Origin of the sequence: Mycobacterium riyadhense (genome assembly GCF_963853645.1) — a bacterium.
GTDB lineage: Bacteria > Actinomycetota > Actinomycetes > Mycobacteriales > Mycobacteriaceae > Mycobacterium > Mycobacterium riyadhense.
The window spans coordinates 377,977-399,263 of sequence record NZ_OY970457.1 but is presented as its reverse complement, the minus strand read 5'-3'; the positions used below and the strand labels follow the sequence as shown (position 1 = coordinate 399,263).

2 protein-coding genes are annotated in these 21,287 nt (G+C 62.4%); both read right to left on the bottom strand.

Annotated features, from left to right (window positions below):
- Positions 1–63: 63 nt before the first annotated feature.
- Positions 64–768, bottom strand: coding sequence for an aspartyl/asparaginyl beta-hydroxylase domain-containing protein (locus tag AADZ78_RS28625; protein WP_169726219.1), 705 nt, complete (start codon positions 766–768; stop codon positions 64–66).
- Positions 769–817: 49 nt separating this feature from the next.
- On the bottom strand, positions 818–21,265 hold the full coding sequence (locus AADZ78_RS28620) for an amino acid adenylation domain-containing protein (RefSeq protein ID WP_341343668.1): 20,448 nt from the start codon (positions 21,263–21,265) through the stop codon (positions 818–820).
- Positions 21,266–21,287: the final 22 nt, after the last annotated feature.

The following is a 21,287-nucleotide window of genomic DNA, read 5'->3' as shown; positions in this document are numbered from 1 at the left end:
GATCTAGCGCTACAAGACAGTGTATAGTAAACTTCTACGCGGTTCGCTAGCGACCTGGGGCCGCTAGGTGCAATTTTTCTTTTCGATCATGCGGTCCCAGGCAGCCTGCTTCTTTTTTATCTTCCTTACGGTCGGTGACCGACCCATAATGGCGATGAAAATGGAATTTATGATATTGAACGGGAATTTCATCGGTCTCACGATGTCGAGAAACAGAACTACGCGGCTTTCATCAGTATCGTTCCACACCTCGTGGTCGTAGGAATCGTCGAACATCATTCCCACGCCCTCTTTATACGTGGCGGTCTGATCGCCAACTCGGATTCCGCATTGACCGTTTTGCGGAACGACGAGGGGTAGGTGGTAGCGCATTACTCCGCGGTATGGCCCTCGGTGCGGGGGGATCTTCTTACCAGGGGCCAGGATAGAGAAGAATGCGGTTTTCATTCCTGGTATTTCCTGCAGGAGGCGGGCGGTGTCGGGGCAGTCGCTGCATTGTTTCTCGAAACGCTGGCCGTAGATGTAGAAAACGTAAGTAAGCCATTTGTCATCGTCCGTGAGAATCCGTTGATCCTCCGAGATTTCTTGAAAAGCCGGAATTGTGTCGATTGCCGATAATACGATCTCCAGTTCGGCCTGGACCTTGGAATACTCTGATTCGGCAATGCCATTCCACTCAAATTGACAAGGATCGATGAATGGAGTGGTCTCGACTTTTGAGAACCGCCTTGGAATACAGAGCTCTGCGAGCTTCAGGGGCACTGTCACTGTGATCATGGGAATGACTAACCGAATGAATTGCGAAGACCGACGCGCTCTAGCAGTCATTTTTTAAATCCTTTTCTGTGACCTGATCGTTATCTCCGGCTGTTGTGGCGCGATCGAGTATCTGACCGATCATTGCCATCGGCGCGGCCAGGTCCAAGTCGGAATGCCTGCCTTCAATATCGTATGCCGTAACAGTTCCTCGCAAATATGGCTGCCAATCCGCAATGACTTCGTCCCGCGATTTAACCTGGTCAATTGTCGATATAAACAATACGGACGGGCCGTCGTAGATCGGCGGTATATAATCTTTTACCAGGACGACCACATTTTTCCACATTGCAAAACTTGTTTTGGCTATTTGCTGGTAATCTGGATTGTCAACCGAGATATGGTAGCGTTCTTGGATCCATTTACCTATTGCGTCGAACATCTCGCTTTCAGCGAGTGACCCGGGTTCGGGATGAAGTTCGGGCCGCATTATGCCACCGTCGTCATCCATAAAAGGCTTACTGTCGATCATTCCCAGCAGTGCGACTTGGTGTCCGCGGGTTTGGAGTTCTGCTGCTATTGCGTGGGCGACGACACCTCCGAAGGAATATCCCAGCAGGAAGAATGGCCCTTCGGGCTGGACGGCCAATATTTGCTCGAGATAGTCGTTAGCCATGGCGGGTACCGAGGAGGCGACCGGTGTTATGCCGTCGAGGCCGCGAGCTTGCAGGCCATAGATCGGTCGATCACGGAGGTGACCGATGAGTCTCCGATAGCCCCAACTAAATCCACCTGCCGGGTGCACGCACCACATAGGCGGCCTCGTCCCGCCCAGACGAATTGGTAACACCACGGCGAACGGATCCGCGGACTCAACTATTCGTTCTTGGGAAAGCCACTCCGCCAGTCGGGCAACGGTGGGCGCCTCAAAAACCGCCCTGATCGGAACCTCTACCCCCAACTGTGCCCGCACTCGTGCGACCAACCGCGTCGCAGACAACGAATGTCCACCCAAATCGAAGAACCCATCATCGATGCCCACCTGCGGTAACCCCAGCACCTCGGCGAACAACTCCGCCAACGTCAGCTCACGCTGATCGCGCGGCGCCCGATAAACCACCCCCGCATCGAACTCCGGGCTCGGCAACGCCTGGCGATCGACCTTGCCGTTGACAGTCATCGGCAACTCATCGAGCACTACCACCGCCGCTGGCACCATGAAGTCCGGCAATCGCGAACCCACAAACCCCCGCAGCTCAGCGACCAAGCCAGCAGGATCATCGGCTGGCGAATCAAGTACTACGTAGGCGACTAGTTGTTTGTCGGTGGTATCGCCGGTGTTGGTGGTGGGGCGGGCGATTACGATTGCTTGGGATACTTTGGGGTGGGTTGTTAGTGCTGTTTCTATTTCTCCGAGTTCGATGCGTAAGCCGCGGATTTTTACTTGTTGGTCGGCGCGGCCGACGTATAGCAGTTGGCCGTCGGTGTCCCAGCGCGCCAGGTCTCCGGTGCGGTACATGCGTGTTGCCGGCGTTGCTGGATCGCTGAACGGGCAGGCTATGAATCGTTGCGCGGTCAGCCCGGGGCGGCGCCAGTACCCGAGGCCGACCCCGGCGCCGGCGACGTATAACTCGCCGATGACGCCTGTGGGCACCGGGTGCAACTGATTGTCGAGGACGAATAGCGCGGCGCGGGGTACCGGGGAACCGATTGGGACCACGGTGTTGCCGGTTGATAGGGGTGCGCTGACGGCGGCGTTGATGGTGGTTTCGGTTTGTCCGTAGGCGTTGACCATGATCCGTTCGCCGTTGGCCCAGTTGTCTACCAGTTCGGCGGGGCAGGGCTCGCCGCATACGACCAGCACCACTGATTCCAGGCCGTGCGGGGAGAGCACGCCGGCGGCCGACGGGGTCTGTGGCAACACGTCGACTTGTTCGGCGACTAGGAGGTCGTGGAATTCCGTTGGGGAGCGGACCACCGATTCGGGTACCACGATCAGGCGGCCGCCGTGGAGTAATGCTCCGCAGATCTCGCGCACGGATTCGTCAAAGGAATACGAATGCCACTGGGTCCATACCGGTTTCCATGCCGGGGTGAAGCCGCCATCGCGGGTGGCGAAAAGTTGGGTGATGTTGTGGTGGGTGATGGCCACCCCCTTCGGAACACCGGTGGTCCCGGAGGTGTAGATGAGGTAGGCGATGTCTTCGGCGGCCGGGTAGGGCAGCCTGGTGTCGGATTCGCTATTAAGGGTGGGGTCGCCGACATCGATGATGGCGACGTTATGGTCGTCGAGGCGGGGGCGTAGCCCGGTGGTGGTCAGCACGACCACTGGTGTGGTGTCGTCGAGCATGAACCCGATGCGGGCATCGGGATAGGCCGGGTCGATCGGTAGGTATGCCGCGCCGGTTTTGAGTACCGCCAGGATCGCGGTGATGGCCTGGGCGGACCGCTCGAAGAGCAGCCCCACCACCGCACCGGGACTCGCTCCGGTGCTGGCAAGGCGGTGCGCCAACCGGTTGGCGGCCTGGTCCAGCTCGCGGTAGGTCAACGAAGTGGCCCCGCACACCAGCGCGACTGCATCGGGTGTGCGGGCCACTTGGGCATCCCACATTTGCGGAACCGACACCGACGCCGGTGGGGTGGCGTTGAGTGTGGTGCGGTTGCCCCACTCATCCACACGGGTGCGTTCATCTTCGTCGAGGAGGTCCATCGATGACAACCGCTGATCGGGATCGGCACACACCGTCTCCAGGATCCGCAGATAGTAGGCGGCGAAGCGCTTCACGGTGTCGCGGTCGAACAGGTCGGTGGCGTATTCGATGAAGCCCGGCAACGGTTGCGGCGCCCCGTCGATCGCCGGCATCTCCGTCAGGTTGATGAACAGGTCGAACCTGGCAATGCCGGTTGGTACGGGCAGTGCCTCGATACCTAGTCCGGGGAACTCCAGGGTGGGTAACGGGTTGTTCTGCAACGCGAACATCACCTGGAACAACGGATGATGTGCGGTGGAACGGGCCGGGTTGAGTAATTCCACTAACCGCTCAAAGGGGGCGTCCTGGTTTTCATAGGCGGCTAGCGCCTTGAGGCGGACTTGTTCGAGTAGCTCACCGAAACCCGGGTTGCCCGTGGTGTCGACCCGTAGCACCCAGGTGTTGACGAAAAATCCGACCAGATCGGCCAGCGCTTCATCGGTGCGTCCGGCGATCGGCCCACCAATCGTGAGATCATCACCGCCACCCAACTTGTGCAGCAGCACCGCCATCCCGGCCTGCAGCACCATCGACAGGGTGGTCCCCGACTCCCGGGCCCGCACTTCGAGGCGCTCCCGCAACCGGGCATCGATCGAAAAGTCCACCACCGCACCACGAAACGACTGCCGCGCCGGGCGGGGCCGATCGCACGGCAACACGATCTGCTCTGCAACACCGGCTAATTCGGCCCGCCAATAAGTGAACTGGCGGCTCAACACACTGTCGGGATCCTCCTCACTACCGAGGACCTCGTGTTGCCACAGGGTGTAATCGGCGTACTGCACGGGCAACGGCGACCAGCCCGGCTGCTCGCCAGCACACCGTGCGGCATACGCGATCGCCACATCACGAGCCAACGGCGCCAACGACGCCCCGTCGGCGGCGATGTGGTGTACCACCAACACCAACACGTGCTCATTGCCCGACACCCGCACCAGCTGCGCCCGCAGCGGGATCTCGCTGGCCAGATCAAACCGATACCCCGCCACCGCGGCCACCGCGGCAACCAAACTTTGCTCATCACCGGCATCTGTGAGCGTCAACGGCACCTTTACGGCATCGACCTCCAAGACCTGCTGCCAGGGCACCCCTTCAGACTCGACGTACACCGTGCGCAAACTCTCATGACGGCCGATCACATCTGCGATCGCCGCCGACATGGCCGTCACATCCAGATTGCCGGTCAACCGCACCGCCAACGGAATGTTGTACGTCGCTGAGCGGCCCTCGTACTTATAGAGGAACCACAACCGAGCCTGAGCAAACGACAACGGCACCCGATCCGGGCGCGGCCCGGCCACCAACGCCGGCCGTACCGGTGCGTCACCATGAACTGACAACCAGCCGGCCAACCCGGCCACGGTGGGCGCCTCAAACACCGCCCGGATCGGAACTTCTATCCCCAAGCGGGCCCGTATTCGTGCGACCAGTCGTGTCGCGGATAGTGAGTGCCCACCCAGATCGAAGAACCCATCATCAATACCCACTCGGCCTAGGCCCAATACCTCGGCGAACACCTCGGCCAGCACCTGCTCGTGTTGATTACGCGGTTCCCGGTAGGTGGTGTTGGTATCGAATTGTGGGGCCGGCAACGCGCGACGGTCGATCTTGCCGTTGACCGTCAAGGGCAGCTCGTCGAGTACCACGATCGCGGCGGGCACCATGAATTCCGGCAGTCGCACGCCTAGGTATTCACGGAACTGTCCAGGCCGCTGGATCGCTGAGGGATCGTTGACGTAGTAAGCCAGCGAACCAACCGCGGTGACCGGCAGATACACATCCGTTAATGCCGGCCTCTTATCAGCGGGGTCGATGGGGCGCAGGCAGATCAGATCCATCAGACCGGGTATCGGTGAGAAGGTCACCACCACCGCGTATCCCAGTTCCTGCCCGAGGCGCTCACATTCGTGTGGTAACACCGCATCAAGGGGTGCTGGCATTACGTCGAGTGCGCTGACCGGCACTTGATCGTCGGCTTGCGCCAGTGCTCGAGCCATCTCCACATCGGGCCATAGCCCGCGATGGGGTACCCCGCTCACCCGCACTCCGGCCAAATCTCGGGATTGGAGGTACCGGCCCAACGCCGCCAGGCTACCCAACTCCTGCCACGGCTGGACCGGCAGATTAGCCACAGAACGCGCTGTTGTCGGTGTCTTGTGTAGTACGACTTCGTAGCGGTGACAGCTAAGTTCGTTGACCGCGGTCATCCGCTTGAGCTGCACATCCACCCCGGCGAGATCAGAGAACCGCCGTGTCAGTGCGACGAAAAATTCCGGCGCCAGCAACAGTTCCTGCTCAGTGCGCATTTCCCGAGCTATCCGCGCCCGCGTCACTGTGGCGCCCTCGGCCCGGGCAGACAAAATCCCGGTGCTAAACGTTTCCAGCAATGTCAGGTTGCGTACGTCCCCGAGGAATATCGCTCCGCCAGGGGCCAACAACCCAAGTGCGGAGTCCAGTACGTCGAGTAGGTATCCGGCGCTGGGGAAGTATTGGACCACCGAATTGAGCACCACCACATCGAAATGACCCTCGGGCAGCCCATCAGTCACATTAGCGGGCGCTACCCGCAAGTGCACCCGATCCGCCCACGGCTGCTCGGCCACCGCCGCCCGCAGCTTTTCGATCGTGGCCGCAGATACGTCGGTACCCCAATATTCGACGCATTCGCCGGCCAGCTCGGCCAGCAACAACCCGCTACCCACCCCGATCTCCAACACCCGTACCGGGTTCAGGCCGCGGATACGCCTGACCGCAGCCGCACGCCACTCCTGCATCTGCTCCAACGGGATCGGCTCCCCGGTGTAGCTGCTGTTCCACCCACCGAAATCGGTCCCCAACACCACCGGCGCACTGGGGTCGGCATCATCCTGTGAATACAGTCCGTCATAGACCCGACGCCACTGCTCGACCAGGTCGGCTTCCTGTGCGGGTTCCCTGGCCAGCATCGCCTCTCGATCCAGCACCACGTAGCCGACCAGCTGCTTATCGCCGGCATCGACGGCACCAGGGGGCGGGCGGTCGATCACGACCGCTTGCGATACCCGGGGATGGGCCGCCAGCGCCGCTTCGACCTCACCGGGTTCGATGCGGAACCCGCGGATCTTGACTTGTTCATCGGCTCGGCCCACGAACTCCAACACCCCGGCGGCTGTCCAGCGGACCACATCTCCACTGCGGTACATGCGTGTTCCGCCTGGCCCGAACGCGCAGGCCACAAACCGTTGCGCGGTCAACCCCGCACGGCCCCGATACCCGCGAGCCACACCTGCACCCGCGATATATAACTCGCCGGCAACGCCTACCGGCACCGGTGCCAGCCGCTCGTCGAGTACAAACACCCGCATATTGCCCAACGGCGCACCAATCGGTGAACCTTGGCCCGCGAGGTGCGCACTGGTGAGCTCCAGATGTGTCACATGCACACTGGTCTCAGTGATGCCGTACATATTCATCAGGACCGGCCCGGCGGCCCGTTGCTGCGGGTACCAACCGTCCAGGCGAGAGGTATCGAGGGCTTCCCCGCCGAATACCACCATCCGCAACTGGCAATCCGCTGCCCCGGCCGGGTGTTCGCGCTCGGCGCGTATCAACTCATAAAACGCTGATGGGGTTTGACTGAGCACCGTCACATGCCTGTCGAGCACTAATTGCCACAGTTGCTGTGGTGAGCGCACCGTGTCCCAGGCCACCACCACGACCCGCGCGCCGTGCAGCAGCGCTCCCCACAACTCCCACACCGAGAAATCGAACGACGGTGAATGACACCACGCCCACACATCCGTATCGGTGAAACCACACCACCGTTGTAGACCCGCGAACAACGCCACCACATTGCGGTGGGTAACCGCGACGGCCTTAGGACGTCCGGTCGACCCCGAGGTGTACATGATGTAAGCCAGATTGCCCGGACACGCCCCCGCACCGTCGAGTTCGGGACCGCTCGGGGCGGCCGCGGTGTCACCTGCTTCGGGACTGTCCGTGATGAGCCGCGCGATCGTGGTGTTGGGCAGGCTTTCGGCGGTGGCGGTGTCTGTGATCACCAACTGCGGGGCCGCATCGGACAGGATGTAGGCGGTGCGCTCGCTGGGATAGTTCAGATCGATCGCCAAATAGGCCGCACCAGTCTTGGCGATAGCCAACAACGCGACCACCAAATCGGCTGAACGGCCCAACGCCACCGCGATCACGGCCTCCGGTCGCGCCCCATAAGCTCGCAGCCGGCCCGCCAACCGCTGCGCCCGGTTGTCAAGCTCGCGATACGTCAGCACCCGTTCTCCGTCTTCGACCGCCACCGTCTCCGGAGCAAGGGCAACCTGGGCGGCGAACAACTGCGCAATCGTGGCCTCCGGCACCGCAACAGCGGTGTCATTCCACTCGGTCAACACCCGCCCACGCTCGGCCTCGTCGAGCAGAGCTATCGACGACAACTGTCGATAGGGATCAGCGCATACCGCCTCGAGGACCCGCAGGTAGTACGCGGCGAACCGCTCTACGGTGTCGTGGTCGAACAGGTCGGTGGCGTACTCGATGAAGCCCGGCATCGGTTGGGGTGTTCCGTCAACCGGCGGCAGCTCGAGCAGGTCGAAGAGCAGGTCGAATTTGGCGGCGCCGGTGGGTGCGGGTAGTGGGTCGATGGTCAGATCGGGGAAATCCAGGGTAGGCAGGGGGTTGTTCTGCAACACGAACAACACCTGGAACAGCGGATGATGCGCCGCTGAACGGACCGGGTTAAGCAACTCCACTAACCGCTCAAAGGGGGCATCCTGGTTCTCATAGGCCGCTAACGCCTTTGTGCGGACTTGCTCAAGCAGCTCACCGAATCGTGGATCCCCCGAGGCGTCTACCCGTAGCACCCAGGTGTTGACGAAATACCCGACCAGATCAGCCAAGGCCGCATCGCTGCGCCCAGCAATCAGCCCACCGATCGACAGGTCATCACCGGCACCGAGTTTGCGCAACAACACTGCCAACCCCGCCTGCAACACCATCGAGACGGTCGCGCCGGTATCGCGGGCCAGCGCCTCGATGCGCCCGCGCAGCACCGGATTGATCGTGAACCACACCAATGCGCCACCGAAGGACTGCCGCGGGGGCCGGGGTCGGTCGAAAGGCAACCGGATCGCTTCGGGTGCCCCGGCCAGCTGCGAACGCCAGTAGGCAAACTGTTGGGACAGCACACTGTCGGCGTCCTCCGCGGTGCCCAGGACCTTTTGCTGCCACAGGGTGTAGTCGGCGTATTGCACGGGCAACGGCGACCAGCCCGGCTGCTTGCCAGCACACCGTGCGGCATACGCGATTGCCACATCACGGGCCAACGGCGGCAACGACGCTCCGTCGGCGGCGATGTGGTGTACCACCAACACCAACACGTGCTCATTGCCCGACACCCGCACCAGCTGCGCCCGCAGCGGGATCTCGCTGGCCAGATCAAACCGATACCCAACCGTCCCGGCCATCGCGGCAGCCAAACTTTGCTCATCACCGGCATCTGTGAGCGTCAGCGGCACCTTTACGGCATCGGCCGCCAAGACCTGTTGCCAGGGCACTCCTTCGGTCTCGACGTACACCGTGCGCAAACTCTCGTGGCGGGCAACCACATCTGCGATCGCCGCGGACATGGCCGTCACATCCAGATTGCCGGATAACCGCACCGCGAACGGAATGTTGTACGTCGCTGAGCGGCCCTCGTACTTATAGAGGAACCACAACCGAGCCTGAGCAAACGACAACGGCACCCGATCCGGGCGCGGCCCGGCCACCAACGCCGGCCGTACCGGTCCGCCGTCATGAACTGACAACCAGTCGGCCAACCCGGCCACGGTGGGTGCCTCAAACACTGCCCGGATCGGTACTTCCACCCCCAACTGGGTGCGCATCCGCGCGACCAACCGCATCGCCGACAACGAATGCCCACCCAGATCGAAGAACCCATCATCGATACCGACTCGCGTCAACCCCAATACCTCAGCGAACACCTCAGCCAGCGCCTGCTCACGCTGATTACGCGGCCCCCGATAAGCCGCCCCCGCATCGAATTCCGGCGCCGGCAACGCCCGCCGATCGACCTTGCCGTTGACCGTCAACGGCAACTCATCGAGTACCACCACTGCGGCGGGCACCATGAACTCCGGCAACCGAACACTTACGAACTCGCGCAATTCTCGAGGCCGATCGATCGCCGAGGGATCATTGGCATAGCCGGCCACGCCAGCCACTGTGGTTCCGGGCAGATAGACATCCGACAATGCCGGCTGCCGATCGGCGGGGTCGCTGGCGCGGGTGAAGATCAGGTCCATCAGACCGGGCGTCGGTGAGAACGTGACCGCCACCGCGTATCCGAGTTGCTGTCCGAGCAGCTCACACTCGTGAGGCAACACCGCATCAAGGGGTGGTGCCGCCACATCCAGCTCGCTGACCGGCACCTGATCGTTGGCCCGCGCCAATGCCCGCGCCAACTCCACATCCGGCCACAGCCCCCGATGAGGTGCTCCGCACACCCGGACCCCGGCCAGATCCTGAGACCCGAGGTACTGGCCCAATGCGGCCAGACTGCCCAACCGCTGCCACGGCTCGACTGGCAGATCGGCCACAGAATGCACCGCCGCCGGCGCCTTATGCAACACCACCTCGTAGCGGTAACAACTCAGCTCGTTCACCGCGGCCATCCGTTTCAGCTGCACATCCACCGCGGCGATATCAGAGAACCTATGTGGCAGTGCGATGAAAAACTCCGGCGCCAACAGGAGTTCGTGCTCGGCGCGCATCACCCGAGCCACCCGCGCCCGCCTCGTCGCGGCGCTCTCGAGACCACCGGCGGCCCCGGCGAACAACACCCCGGTGCTAAGCGCCGGCAGCAATGTGAGGTTGCGCACATCCCCGATGAACACCGCTCCACCCGGGGCCAACAACCCAAGTGCGGCACTCAGCACATCGAGCAGGTATCCCGCGCTGGGGAAATACTGGACCACCGAGTTGAGTACCACCACGTCGAAATGACCCTCGGGCAGCCCATCAGTCACGTCAGCGGGGACTACCCGTAACCGCACTCGATCGGCCCACGGCTGCTCGGCCACCGTCGCCCGCAGCTTCTCGATCGTGGCCGCTGAGACGTCGGTACCCCAATACTCGACACACTCAGCAGCCAACTCGGCCAGCAACAACCCGCAACCCACCCCGATCTCCAACACTCGTGCTGGGTTTAGTCGGCGGATACGGCCGACCGCAGCCGCCTGCCACTGCCGCATCTGCTCCAGCGCAATCGGCTCCCCGGTATAGCTGCTGTTCCAGCTACCGAAATCGGCCCCCAACGCCGGACCACGCGAGCCCGCCCCCGCCTCCAAGTACACGACGCCCCAAACCCGCCGCCCCGCCTCGACCAGGTCGGCCTCCTGCTCCGGCTCCCTGGCCAGCAACGCGTCCTGATCAAGTACTACGTAGGCGACTAGTTGTTTGTCGGTGGTATCGCCGGTGTTGGTGGTGGGGCGGGCGATTACGATTGCTTGGGATACTTTGGGGTGGGTTGTTAGTGCTGTTTCTATTTCTCCGAGTTCGATGCGTAAGCCGCGGATTTTTACTTGTTGGTCGGCGCGGCCGACGTATAGCAGTTGGCCGTCGGTGTCCCAGCGCGCCAGGTCTCCGGTGCGGTACATGCGTGTTGCCGGCGTTGCTGGATCGCTGAACGGGCAGGCTATGAATCGTTGCGCGGTCAGCCCGGGGCGGCGCCAGTACCCGAGGCCGACCCCGGCGCCGGCGACGTATAACTCGCCGATGACGCCTGTGGGCACCGGGTGCAACTGATTGTCGAGGACGAATAGCGCGGCGCGGGGTACCGGGGAACCGATTGGGACCACGGTGTTGCCGGTTGATAGGGGTGCGCTGACGGCGGCGTTGATGGTGGTTTCGGTTTGTCCGTAGGCGTTGACCATGATCCGTTCGCCGTTGGCCCAGTTGTCTACCAGTTCGGCGGGGCAGGGCTCGCCGCATACGACCAGCACCACTGATTCCAGGCCGTGCGGGGAGAGCACGCCGGCGGCCGACGGGGTCTGTGGCAACACGTCGACTTGTTCGGCGACTAGGAGGTCGTGGAATTCCGTTGGGGAGCGGACCACCGATTCGGGTACCACGATCAGGCGGCCGCCGTGGAGTAATGCTCCGCAGATCTCGCGCACGGATTCGTCAAAGGAATACGAATGCCACTGGGTCCATACCGGTTTCCATGCCGGGGTGAAGCCGCCATCGCGGGTGGCGAAAAGTTGGGTGATGTTGTGGTGGGTGATGGCCACCCCCTTCGGAACACCGGTGGTCCCGGAGGTGTAGATGAGGTAGGCGATGTCTTCGGCGGCCGGGTAGGGCAGCCTGGTGTCGGATTCGCTATTAAGGGTGGGGTCGCCGACATCGATGATGGCGACGTTATGGTCGTCGAGGCGGGGGCGTAGCCCGGTGGTGGTCAGCACGACCACTGGTGTGGTGTCGTCGAGCATGAACCCGATGCGGGCATCGGGATAGGCCGGGTCGATCGGTAGGTATGCCGCGCCGGTTTTGAGTACCGCCAGGATCGCGGTGATGGCCTGGGCGGACCGCTCGAAGAGCAGCCCCACCACCGCACCGGGACTCGCTCCGGTGCTGGCAAGGCGGTACGCCAACCGGTTGGCGGCCTGGTCCAGCTCGCGGTAGGTCAACGAAGTGGCCCCGCACACCAGCGCGACTGCATCGGGTGTGCGGGCCACTTGGGCATCCCACATTTGCGGAACCGACACCGACGCCGGTGGGGTGGCGTTGAGTGTGGTGCGGTTGCCCCACTCATCCACACGGGTGCGTTCATCTTCGTCGAGGAGGTCCATCGATGACAACCGCTGATCGGGATCGGCACACACCGTCTCCAGGATCCGCAGATAGTAGGCGGCGAAGCGCTTCACGGTGTCGCGGTCGAACAGGTCGGTGGCGTATTCGATGAAGCCCGGCAACGGTTGCGGCGCCCCGTCGATCGCCGGCATCTCCGTCAGGTTGATGAACAGGTCGAACCTGGCAATGCCGGTTGGTACGGGCAGTGCCTCGATACCTAGTCCGGGGAACTCCAGGGTGGGTAACGGGTTGTTCTGCAACGCGAACATCACCTGGAACAACGGATGATGTGCGGTGGAACGGGCCGGGTTGAGTAATTCCACTAACCGCTCAAAGGGGGCGTCCTGGTTTTCATAGGCGGCTAGCGCCTTGAGGCGGACTTGTTCGAGTAGCTCACCGAAACCCGGGTTGCCCGTGGTGTCGACCCGTAGCACCCAGGTGTTGACGAAAAATCCGACCAGATCGGCCAGCGCTTCATCGGTGCGTCCGGCGATCGGCCCACCAATCGTGAGATCATCACCGCCACCCAACTTGTGCAGCAGCACCGCCATCCCGGCCTGCAGCACCATCGACAGGGTGGTCCCCGACTCCCGGGCCCGCACTTCGAGGCGCTCCCGCAACCGGGCATCGATCGAAAAGTCCACCACCGCACCACGAAACGACTGCCGCGCCGGGCGGGGCCGATCGCACGGCAACACGATCTGCTCTGCAACACCGGCTAATTCGGCCCGCCAATAAGTGAACTGGCGGCTCAACACACTGTCGGGATCCTCCTCACTACCGAGGACCTCGTGTTGCCACAGGGTGTAATCGGCGTACTGCACGGGCAACGGCGACCAGCCCGGCTGCTCGCCAGCACACCGTGCGGCATACGCGATCGCCACATCACGAGCCAACGGCGCCAACGACGCCCCGTCGGCGGCGATGTGGTGTACCACCAACACCAACACGTGCTCATTGCCCGACACCCGCACCAGCTGCGCCCGCAGCGGGATCTCGCTGGCCAGATCAAACCGATACCCCGCCACCGCGGCCACCGCGGCAACCAAACTTTGCTCATCACCGGCATCTGTGAGCGTCAACGGCACCTTTACGGCATCGACCGCCAAGACCTGCTGCCAGGGCACCCCTTCAGATTCGACATACACCGTGCGCAAACTCTCATGACGGCCGATCACATCTGCGATCGCCGCCGACATGGCCGTCACATCCAGATTGCCGGTCAACCGCACCGCCAACGGAATGTTGTACGTCGCTGAGCGGCCCTCGTACTTATAGAGGAACCACAACCGAGCCTGAGCAAACGACAACGGCACCCGATCCGGGCGCGGCCCGGCCACCAACGCCGGCCGTACCGGTGCGTCACCATGAACTGACAACCAGCCGGCCAACCCGGCCACGGTGGGCGCCTCAAACACCGCCCGGATCGGAACTTCTATCCCCAAGCGGGCCCGTATTCGTGCGACCAGTCGTGTCGCGGATAGTGAGTGCCCACCCAGATCGAAGAACCCATCATCAATACCCACTCGGCCTAGGCCCAATACCTCGGCGAACACCTCGGCCAGCACCTGCTCGTGTTGATTACGCGGTTCCCGGTAGGTGGTGTTGGTATCGAATTGTGGGGCCGGCAACGCGCGACGGTCGATCTTGCCGTTGACCGTCAAGGGCAGCTCGTCGAGTACCACGATCGCGGCGGGCACCATGAATTCCGGCAGTCGCACGCCTAGGTATTCACGTAACTGTCCAGGCCGCTGGATCGCTGAGGGATCGTTGACGTAGTAAGCCAGCGAACCAACCGCGGTGACCGGCAGATACACATCCGTTAATGCCGGCCTCTTATCAGCGGGGTCGATGGGGCGCAGGCAGATCAGATCCATCAGACCGGGTATCGGTGAGAAGGTCACCACCACCGCGTATCCCAGTTCCTGCCCGAGGCGCTCACATTCGTGTGGTAACACCGCATCAAGGGGTGCTGGCATTACATCGAGTGCGCTGACCGGCACTTGATCGTCGGCTTGCGCCAGTGCTCGAGCCATCTCCACATCGGGCCATAGCCCGCGATGGGGTACCCCGCTCACCCGCACTCCGGCCAAATCTCGGGATTGGAGGTACCGGCCCAACGCCGCCAGGCTACCCAACTCCTGCCACGGCTGGACCGGCAGATTAGCCACAGAACGCGCTGTTGTCGGTGTCTTGTGTAGTACGACTTCGTAGCGGTGACAGCTAAGTTCGTTGACCGCGGTCATCCGCTTGAGCTGCACATCCACCCCGGCGAGATCAGAGAACCGCCGTGTCAGTGCGACGAAAAATTCCGGCGCCAGCAACAGTTCCTGCTCAGTGCGCATTTCCCGAGCTATCCGCGCCCGCGTCACTGTGGCGGTGTCCTCGGTGCCTGCGGCGCACAGCCGAGCGGTGGTCAACGTCGGCAACAACGTCAGGCTGCGCACATCGCCGATGAACACCGCGCCACCCGGCGCCAGCAGCCGCATCGCCGACTCGAGCACCTCGAGCAGATAGCTCACGCTGGGGAAGTACTGGATCACCGAATTGAGCACCACCACATCGAAATGACCCTCGGGCAGCCCATCAGTCACATTAGCGGGCGCTACCCGCAAGTGCACCCGATCCGCCCACGGCCGCTCGGCCACCGCCGCCCGCAGCTTTTCGATCGTGGCCGCAGATACGTCGGTACCCCAATATTCGACGCATTCGCCGGCCAGCTCGGCCAGCAACAACCCGCTACCCACCCCGATCTCCAACACCCGTACCGGGTTCAGGCCGCGGATACGCCTGACCGCAGCCGCACGCCACTCCTGCATCTGCTCCAACGGGATCGGCTCCCCGGTGTAGCTGCTGTTCCGGCCCCGGAAATCCTGCCCGAACCCTGCCGGGCCGGCGGCGTCGAACGTCAATCCTGAGTAGACCCCGCCCCACACCCGCTGCCAGTGTTCGACCAGATCGGCTTCTCGCTGTGGTTCCTTGACCAGCAGCGCCTGCCGGTCCATCACGACATAGCCGACGAGGTGCTTGTCTTGTGTGCCCGGGGCTATCTGGGTGGTGACGACTGCTTGAGCCACTTGTGGGTGGGCAGCCAGGACTGTTTCGATTTCGCCGGGTTCGATGCGGACTCCGCGGATCTTGACTTGTTCATCGGTACGTGCGAGGTAATTCAGCTGGCCATCGGCACGCCAGCACACCACATCACCACTGCGATACATCCGTGTGCCGGGGGTGCCGAACGGGCACGCCACGAATCGTGACGCGGTCAGCCCCGCACTGCGGTGATAGCCCCGGGCCAGACCCGCACCGGCGATGTACAACTCGCCGGGTACCCCGACCGGCACCGCTTGAAGTCCCGCGTCAAGCACGTAGAGCTGCTGGTTCGGTTGTGGCGCGCCGATGGGCACGGTGTCAGCGTCGGTGCGTTCGTGTCGCCAATGGGTGACCGATACGGCCGCCTCGGTGGGCCCATAGAGGTTGTGCAGGCCCGCGTCGCACGCCGCGGCGAAGGTGTGCGCAGTCTGTAGGGACAGCGCTTCACCGATCACGAGCACATCGCGCAATGACACCAGCGCCTCGCGCGATGCTATCGCGTTGAACACCGACAGCATCGAAGGCACGAAATCCGTCAGGGTCACGCCGCGTGAACGGATTGTGTTGGCCAGGTAGTCGGGGTCGCGCTGTCCGTCGGGAGCCGCCAACACCAGCCGGGCACCGGAGATCAGCACCCCTAGATAGCCCCATAGCGACACGTCGAAGGTCGCGGCAGTCTTCTGCAGATAGACATCGTCGGGTCCGAACCCGTACTGGGTGACAATCCACAACATCTGGTTGACGATCGCTCGGTGGGTGACCGCCACCCCCTTGGGCTGACCGGTGGAGCCCGACGTGAAAATCACGTACGCCGCGTTGTCGGCCGTCAACGGCATCAGACGATCGGCGTCGGCAAGTGGAGCAGCGGAAAACCCTGAAAGATCAACGTTATCGATGCCGTGCACCGGCAAATCGGTGTCCGCCAGGAAATGATCAGCCGAGCTGGTCAGCACACACACCGGGTCAGCGGTGCACAGCACATCGTTAGTGCGCGCGACCGGATTGAGCGGGTCAATCGGCACGAACACCCCGCCGGCGGCCAACACCGCATGCATTGCCACCACTAGATCGACGCTGCGTCGCATCGCCAAGCCCACCAGAGCCTCGGGTCCTACCCCGCCAGCGATGAGGAACCTGGCCAGCTGATTGACCCGTGCCGCCAACTGCGTATAGGTCAAAACCTGGTTGTCGTCTTCGAGCGCGATTGCGTGCGGGTTGGCGGTGGCCTGCGCGGTGAACAACTGCGCAATCGTCGCATCCGGTATCGGCGCGGTGGCGGTGTTCCATTCCGACAAGATCTGTTCACGCTCGGCCGCGTCGATGATCTCAATCGAATCGATGCGGCGACCGGGATCAGCGCACACCGTTTCGAGAACCCGCAGGTAGTAGTTGGCGATTTTCTCGACGGTGTCCTGGTTGAACAGGTCGGTGGCGTATTCGATGTAACCGGCCAGAGGTTGGGGCGCTCCGGGGGTTGCCGGTAGGTCGCTCAGGTTGAAGAACAGGTCGAATTTGGCGGTGCCGGTGGGTGCTGGAAGGGCGTCGATGGCCAGTCCGGGGAAATTCAGGGTCGGCAACGCGTTGTTCTGCAAGGCGAAACACACCTGGAACAGCGGATGGTGTGCGGTCGAACGCACCGGATTGAGTAATTCCACCAACCGCTCAAAGGGCGCGTCCTGGTTTTCATAGGCGCCTAGCGCCTTGTCGCGGACCTGATCGAGGAGCTCGCTGAAACCCGGGTTGCCCGCGGTGTCGACCCGTAGCACCCAGGTGTTGACCAAAAATCCGACCAGATCGGCCAAGGCCACATCGGTGCGTCCGGCAATTGGCCCGCCGATCGTCAGATCATCACCGGCGCCGAGTTTGCGCAGCAGCACCGCCAACGCGGCCTGCAACACCATCGAAGTCGTCGTGCCGGTATCGCGGGCCAATACCTCGATACTGGCACGCAGCCCAGGATCGATCGTCAACCACACCATTCCGCCACCAAAGGACCGCTGCGGCGGACGGGGCCGGTCAAAGGGCAACCGGATAGCCTCAGGAACCCCGGCCAACTCTTCGCGCCAGTACGCGAACTGCCGGGCCAACACACTGTCGGGGTCTTCCGGGATGCCGAGGAATTCATGTTGCCACAGGGTGTAATCGGCGTACTGCACCGGCAGCGGCGACCACCCCGGTTCGTGGCCGGCGCAGCGGGCCGCGTAGGCCGCGGCCACATCCCGGGCCAACGGCACCAACGAAGCCCCATCAGCGGCGATGTGATGCACCACCAACATCAACACATGCTCAACCGGTGAGACCGCCACCAAGTTCGCCCGAATCGGGATTTCGGTGGCCAACTCGAAGCGATGCTGGGCCGCGTGGGTCAACAACGTCACCAACTCCTGGGAGTTGGCCACATCGCTGATTGCCACCGCCACATCGACCGATTCGGGCGCCAAGATGTGTTGACAGGGGATCCCATCGGTCTCGGTAAATACCGTCCGCAAGCTCTCATGACGGGCCACCACATCAGCGATGGCGGCGCTCAACGCCGCAACCTGCAGATGACCGGCCAACCGCACTGCCAACGGAATGTTGTACGTCGCCGACGGACCCTCGTACTTATACAGAAGCCACAACCGAGACTGCGCAAACGACAACGGAATCCGTTCCGGACGTTCCCAGGCCGTCAACGCGTCTCGCACCCGCCCACCACCATGAGCCGAAACCCAGTCGGCCAGCCCCGCCACCGTCGGTGCCTCGAACACTGCCCGCAATGCAATCTCGATCCCCAGCTCGACGCGTATCCGCGCGACCAACCGAGTCGCCGACAACGAATCCCCACCCAAATCGAAAAACCCGTCATCAATACCCACCCGTGGCAACCCCAACACCTCAGCAAACAACCCCGCCAACACCAGCTCACGCCGATCACGCGGCGCTCGATAAACCACCCCCGAATCAATCTCCGGCACCGGCAAGGCCCGCCGATCAACCTTGCCGCTAACCGTCAACGGCAACTCATCAAGCACCACAACCACCGCCGGCACCATGTAATCCGGCAACCGGGCAGCCAACGCCGCGCGCACCTCTAGTGGCTGCACCATCCCGGTCACATAACCCACCAGGCGTTTGTCGCCGGGGTTATCCTCCCTAGCAATCACCGCCGCCTGATTCACGCCGTCCACCCCGACCAGAGCCGCCTGGACGTCGCCGAGCTCAATGCGAAATCCGCGGATTTTCACCTGATCGTCGATGCGCCCGACATACCGCAGCTGCCCATCGGCGCCCCAATACGCCAGATCCCCGGTGCGATACATCCGTGTTCCCGGCGCACCCAGACCGCCGAATGGGCAGGCCACATACCGCGACGCCGTCAGACTCGTCCGACGCGCATACCCACAACCCAGCCCGCCGCCGGCCACATACAACTCACCGACCACACCGACCGGCATCGGCCGCAACCACACATCCAGGACGAACAATGTCAAATGCGACAGCGGCACCCCGATGGGGCTGACAGTGGTGCCGATGTCGCTCTTCACGATCTCCCGAAACGACGCATGCACCGTCGTTTCGGTGATGCCGTACATATTGACCATCCGGGGTGGCCTCAGATGACCATGTAACCAAGGCTCCAGACGCTGTGGTTCAAGCGCTTCTCCGCCGAACACCACGGCCTCAAGCTTGAGCTGTTCGCGCAGCTCCGGCTCCAGCAAGACGGTGGTTTGCAACGCACCGAACGCCGACGGAGTCTGACTCAAGATGGTTACTTGCTCGGCGACCAGCAGGGCGTGGAATTCTGCTGGTGAGCGGGCCACCCACTCGGGTACTACTACCAGCCGCCCACCGCGCAGCAGCGCACCGAAGATCTCCCATACTGAGAAGTCAAAGGCCAGGGAATGACAATGCGACCACACCTGTCCCGATGTCATGTCCAGCTCGGCGTCCAGCGCCTGCAGAAGCTCGGTCACGTTGCGATGAGTGATGGCCACCCCTTTGGGGACGCCGGTGGTGCCCGAGGTGTAGATGATGTAGGCGATATTTTCGGCGGCCGGTGTTGGCAGGCCCGTGCATGGATAGGTGGGAATCCGTGGGTCATCGACATCGATTACCGGCAGGTCGCAGTCGTCCAGCTGCGACCGCAGGTCTGCCGTGCTGACGGCGGCGATCGGAGCAGCATCGGCAACCATGAACGCGATCCGGGCCGCCGGCGCGGCAGGGTCGATGGGCAAGTACGCCGCCCCGGTTTTGAGCACCGCCCAGATCGCCACGATTGCCTCAGCCGATCGGGAAAACAACAGTGCCACACACTCACCCGGGCCCGCGCCCTGAGCAGCCAGCAAATGCGCCAGCCGGTTCGCTACGTGCTCAATCTCTCGGTAAGTCCATGAGCTGTCGCCGCAGCTCAGCGCCACCGCTTCAGGGGCGCGGGCGACTTGCTCGGCGAAAACCGCCGGAATCGACATCGACGTCGTCGCCTGCGGGGTCAAGACTGCCCGGTTCCCCCACACATCGAGGCTGGCCCGCTCGCCGCTGTCCAGTAGATCGATCGATGACAGCCTGCGTCCCGGATCGGTGGCCATTGCCATCAGTATTCGGCCCAACCGCTCGGCTAATTCGGTGACGTCGAAACCCGAAAATGGTCGCCCACTGCCCGCCGTGATGAGAGAAAGCTGGTCGCCCGCTCCCAGGAAATACAGCCCAAAGTGGCCCACCGGGCCGAAAGTGGCAAATGACGCCCTGGCCGGAACGCCAGCGAGATTAAGGGAAAGTCTGGACGGGATGAAATTGACAACTACCCGATTTGCTGTCTGGCCCGAACGACGAGATGTGCTATCGGCCTCGAGAATCCGTACTGGAAACCGCTGATGCCGCACCGCTTCCCGTATTCGTGTGTCGACATGTTCGCTGAAATCGGCGACCGACGTTTCCGGCGACACCGTCAACATCAGTGGCACCACCCCGGCGATCATCCCGGGAATTGTCTTTGACTCTGGACGTACTCGCCTGCTGACCGGGAAGTTGAGCACCACCTCTGAGCTCTCATCGCACAGCCCACGAACCAGAAGCGCGCACGCCGCCGTGATCACCGATGATCGACGGATACCCAAAGCTTTCGACAGGCCCTTGATCCGGTCGATGACGGAAGCGTCGAGTTGGACCGGCGCGGAAGGCCACTGCGGATCACGCTCGTGCGCGGTCTCGGGCCACTGGTAATGCTCTCCGCTTTCCTGAGGGAGGTTTTTGCTCCAATAGGCGCGATCTTCCAAGTAATCGGAAGAATTTTTGTAATCTAATTCGCAACTGATTAGGTCCTGTAGTGAGCCGAAGAACGCTGGCGGAATTGCTTCACCGGAAACCATCGCTGAGTAGATGGTTGCAATCCGACGAGTTACTAACGCAATGCCGAATCCGTCTGTGACTATGTGATGACAACAGGTGAACACGTAGAACTCATCTAGCCGCGTCCGGAATAATGTAAATTTTAACAGCGGTCCGGTCAATGGCATCGGCGTGTGTTGAATCAATGATGCCATTCTATAGGCCTCTTGCATTGGATCGTGCGAACCGGTCAAGTCATAGCGGACCAGCTCGATATCCGGGTCGTCGATTGCCCTTTGGAAGACCTGGCCATCCACCTCGAAGAAGGCGGCCCTGGTTGGCTCAGCCTCTTGTATTGCTTGGCGGATCGCCTGTTCGAGCAAATCAGGCTTGACTGGGCCTTCGATTTTCACGAAATAGGCAAGCTGCCACTCGATACCGGAGTGACCTGTTTCCTGCGCAAGCCATATGTCCAGTTGTCCCTGGGTCAGGGGAAGCGCACAGACATCCTGCTCCATTTCGCGCTTGCCGGCGGCGGGC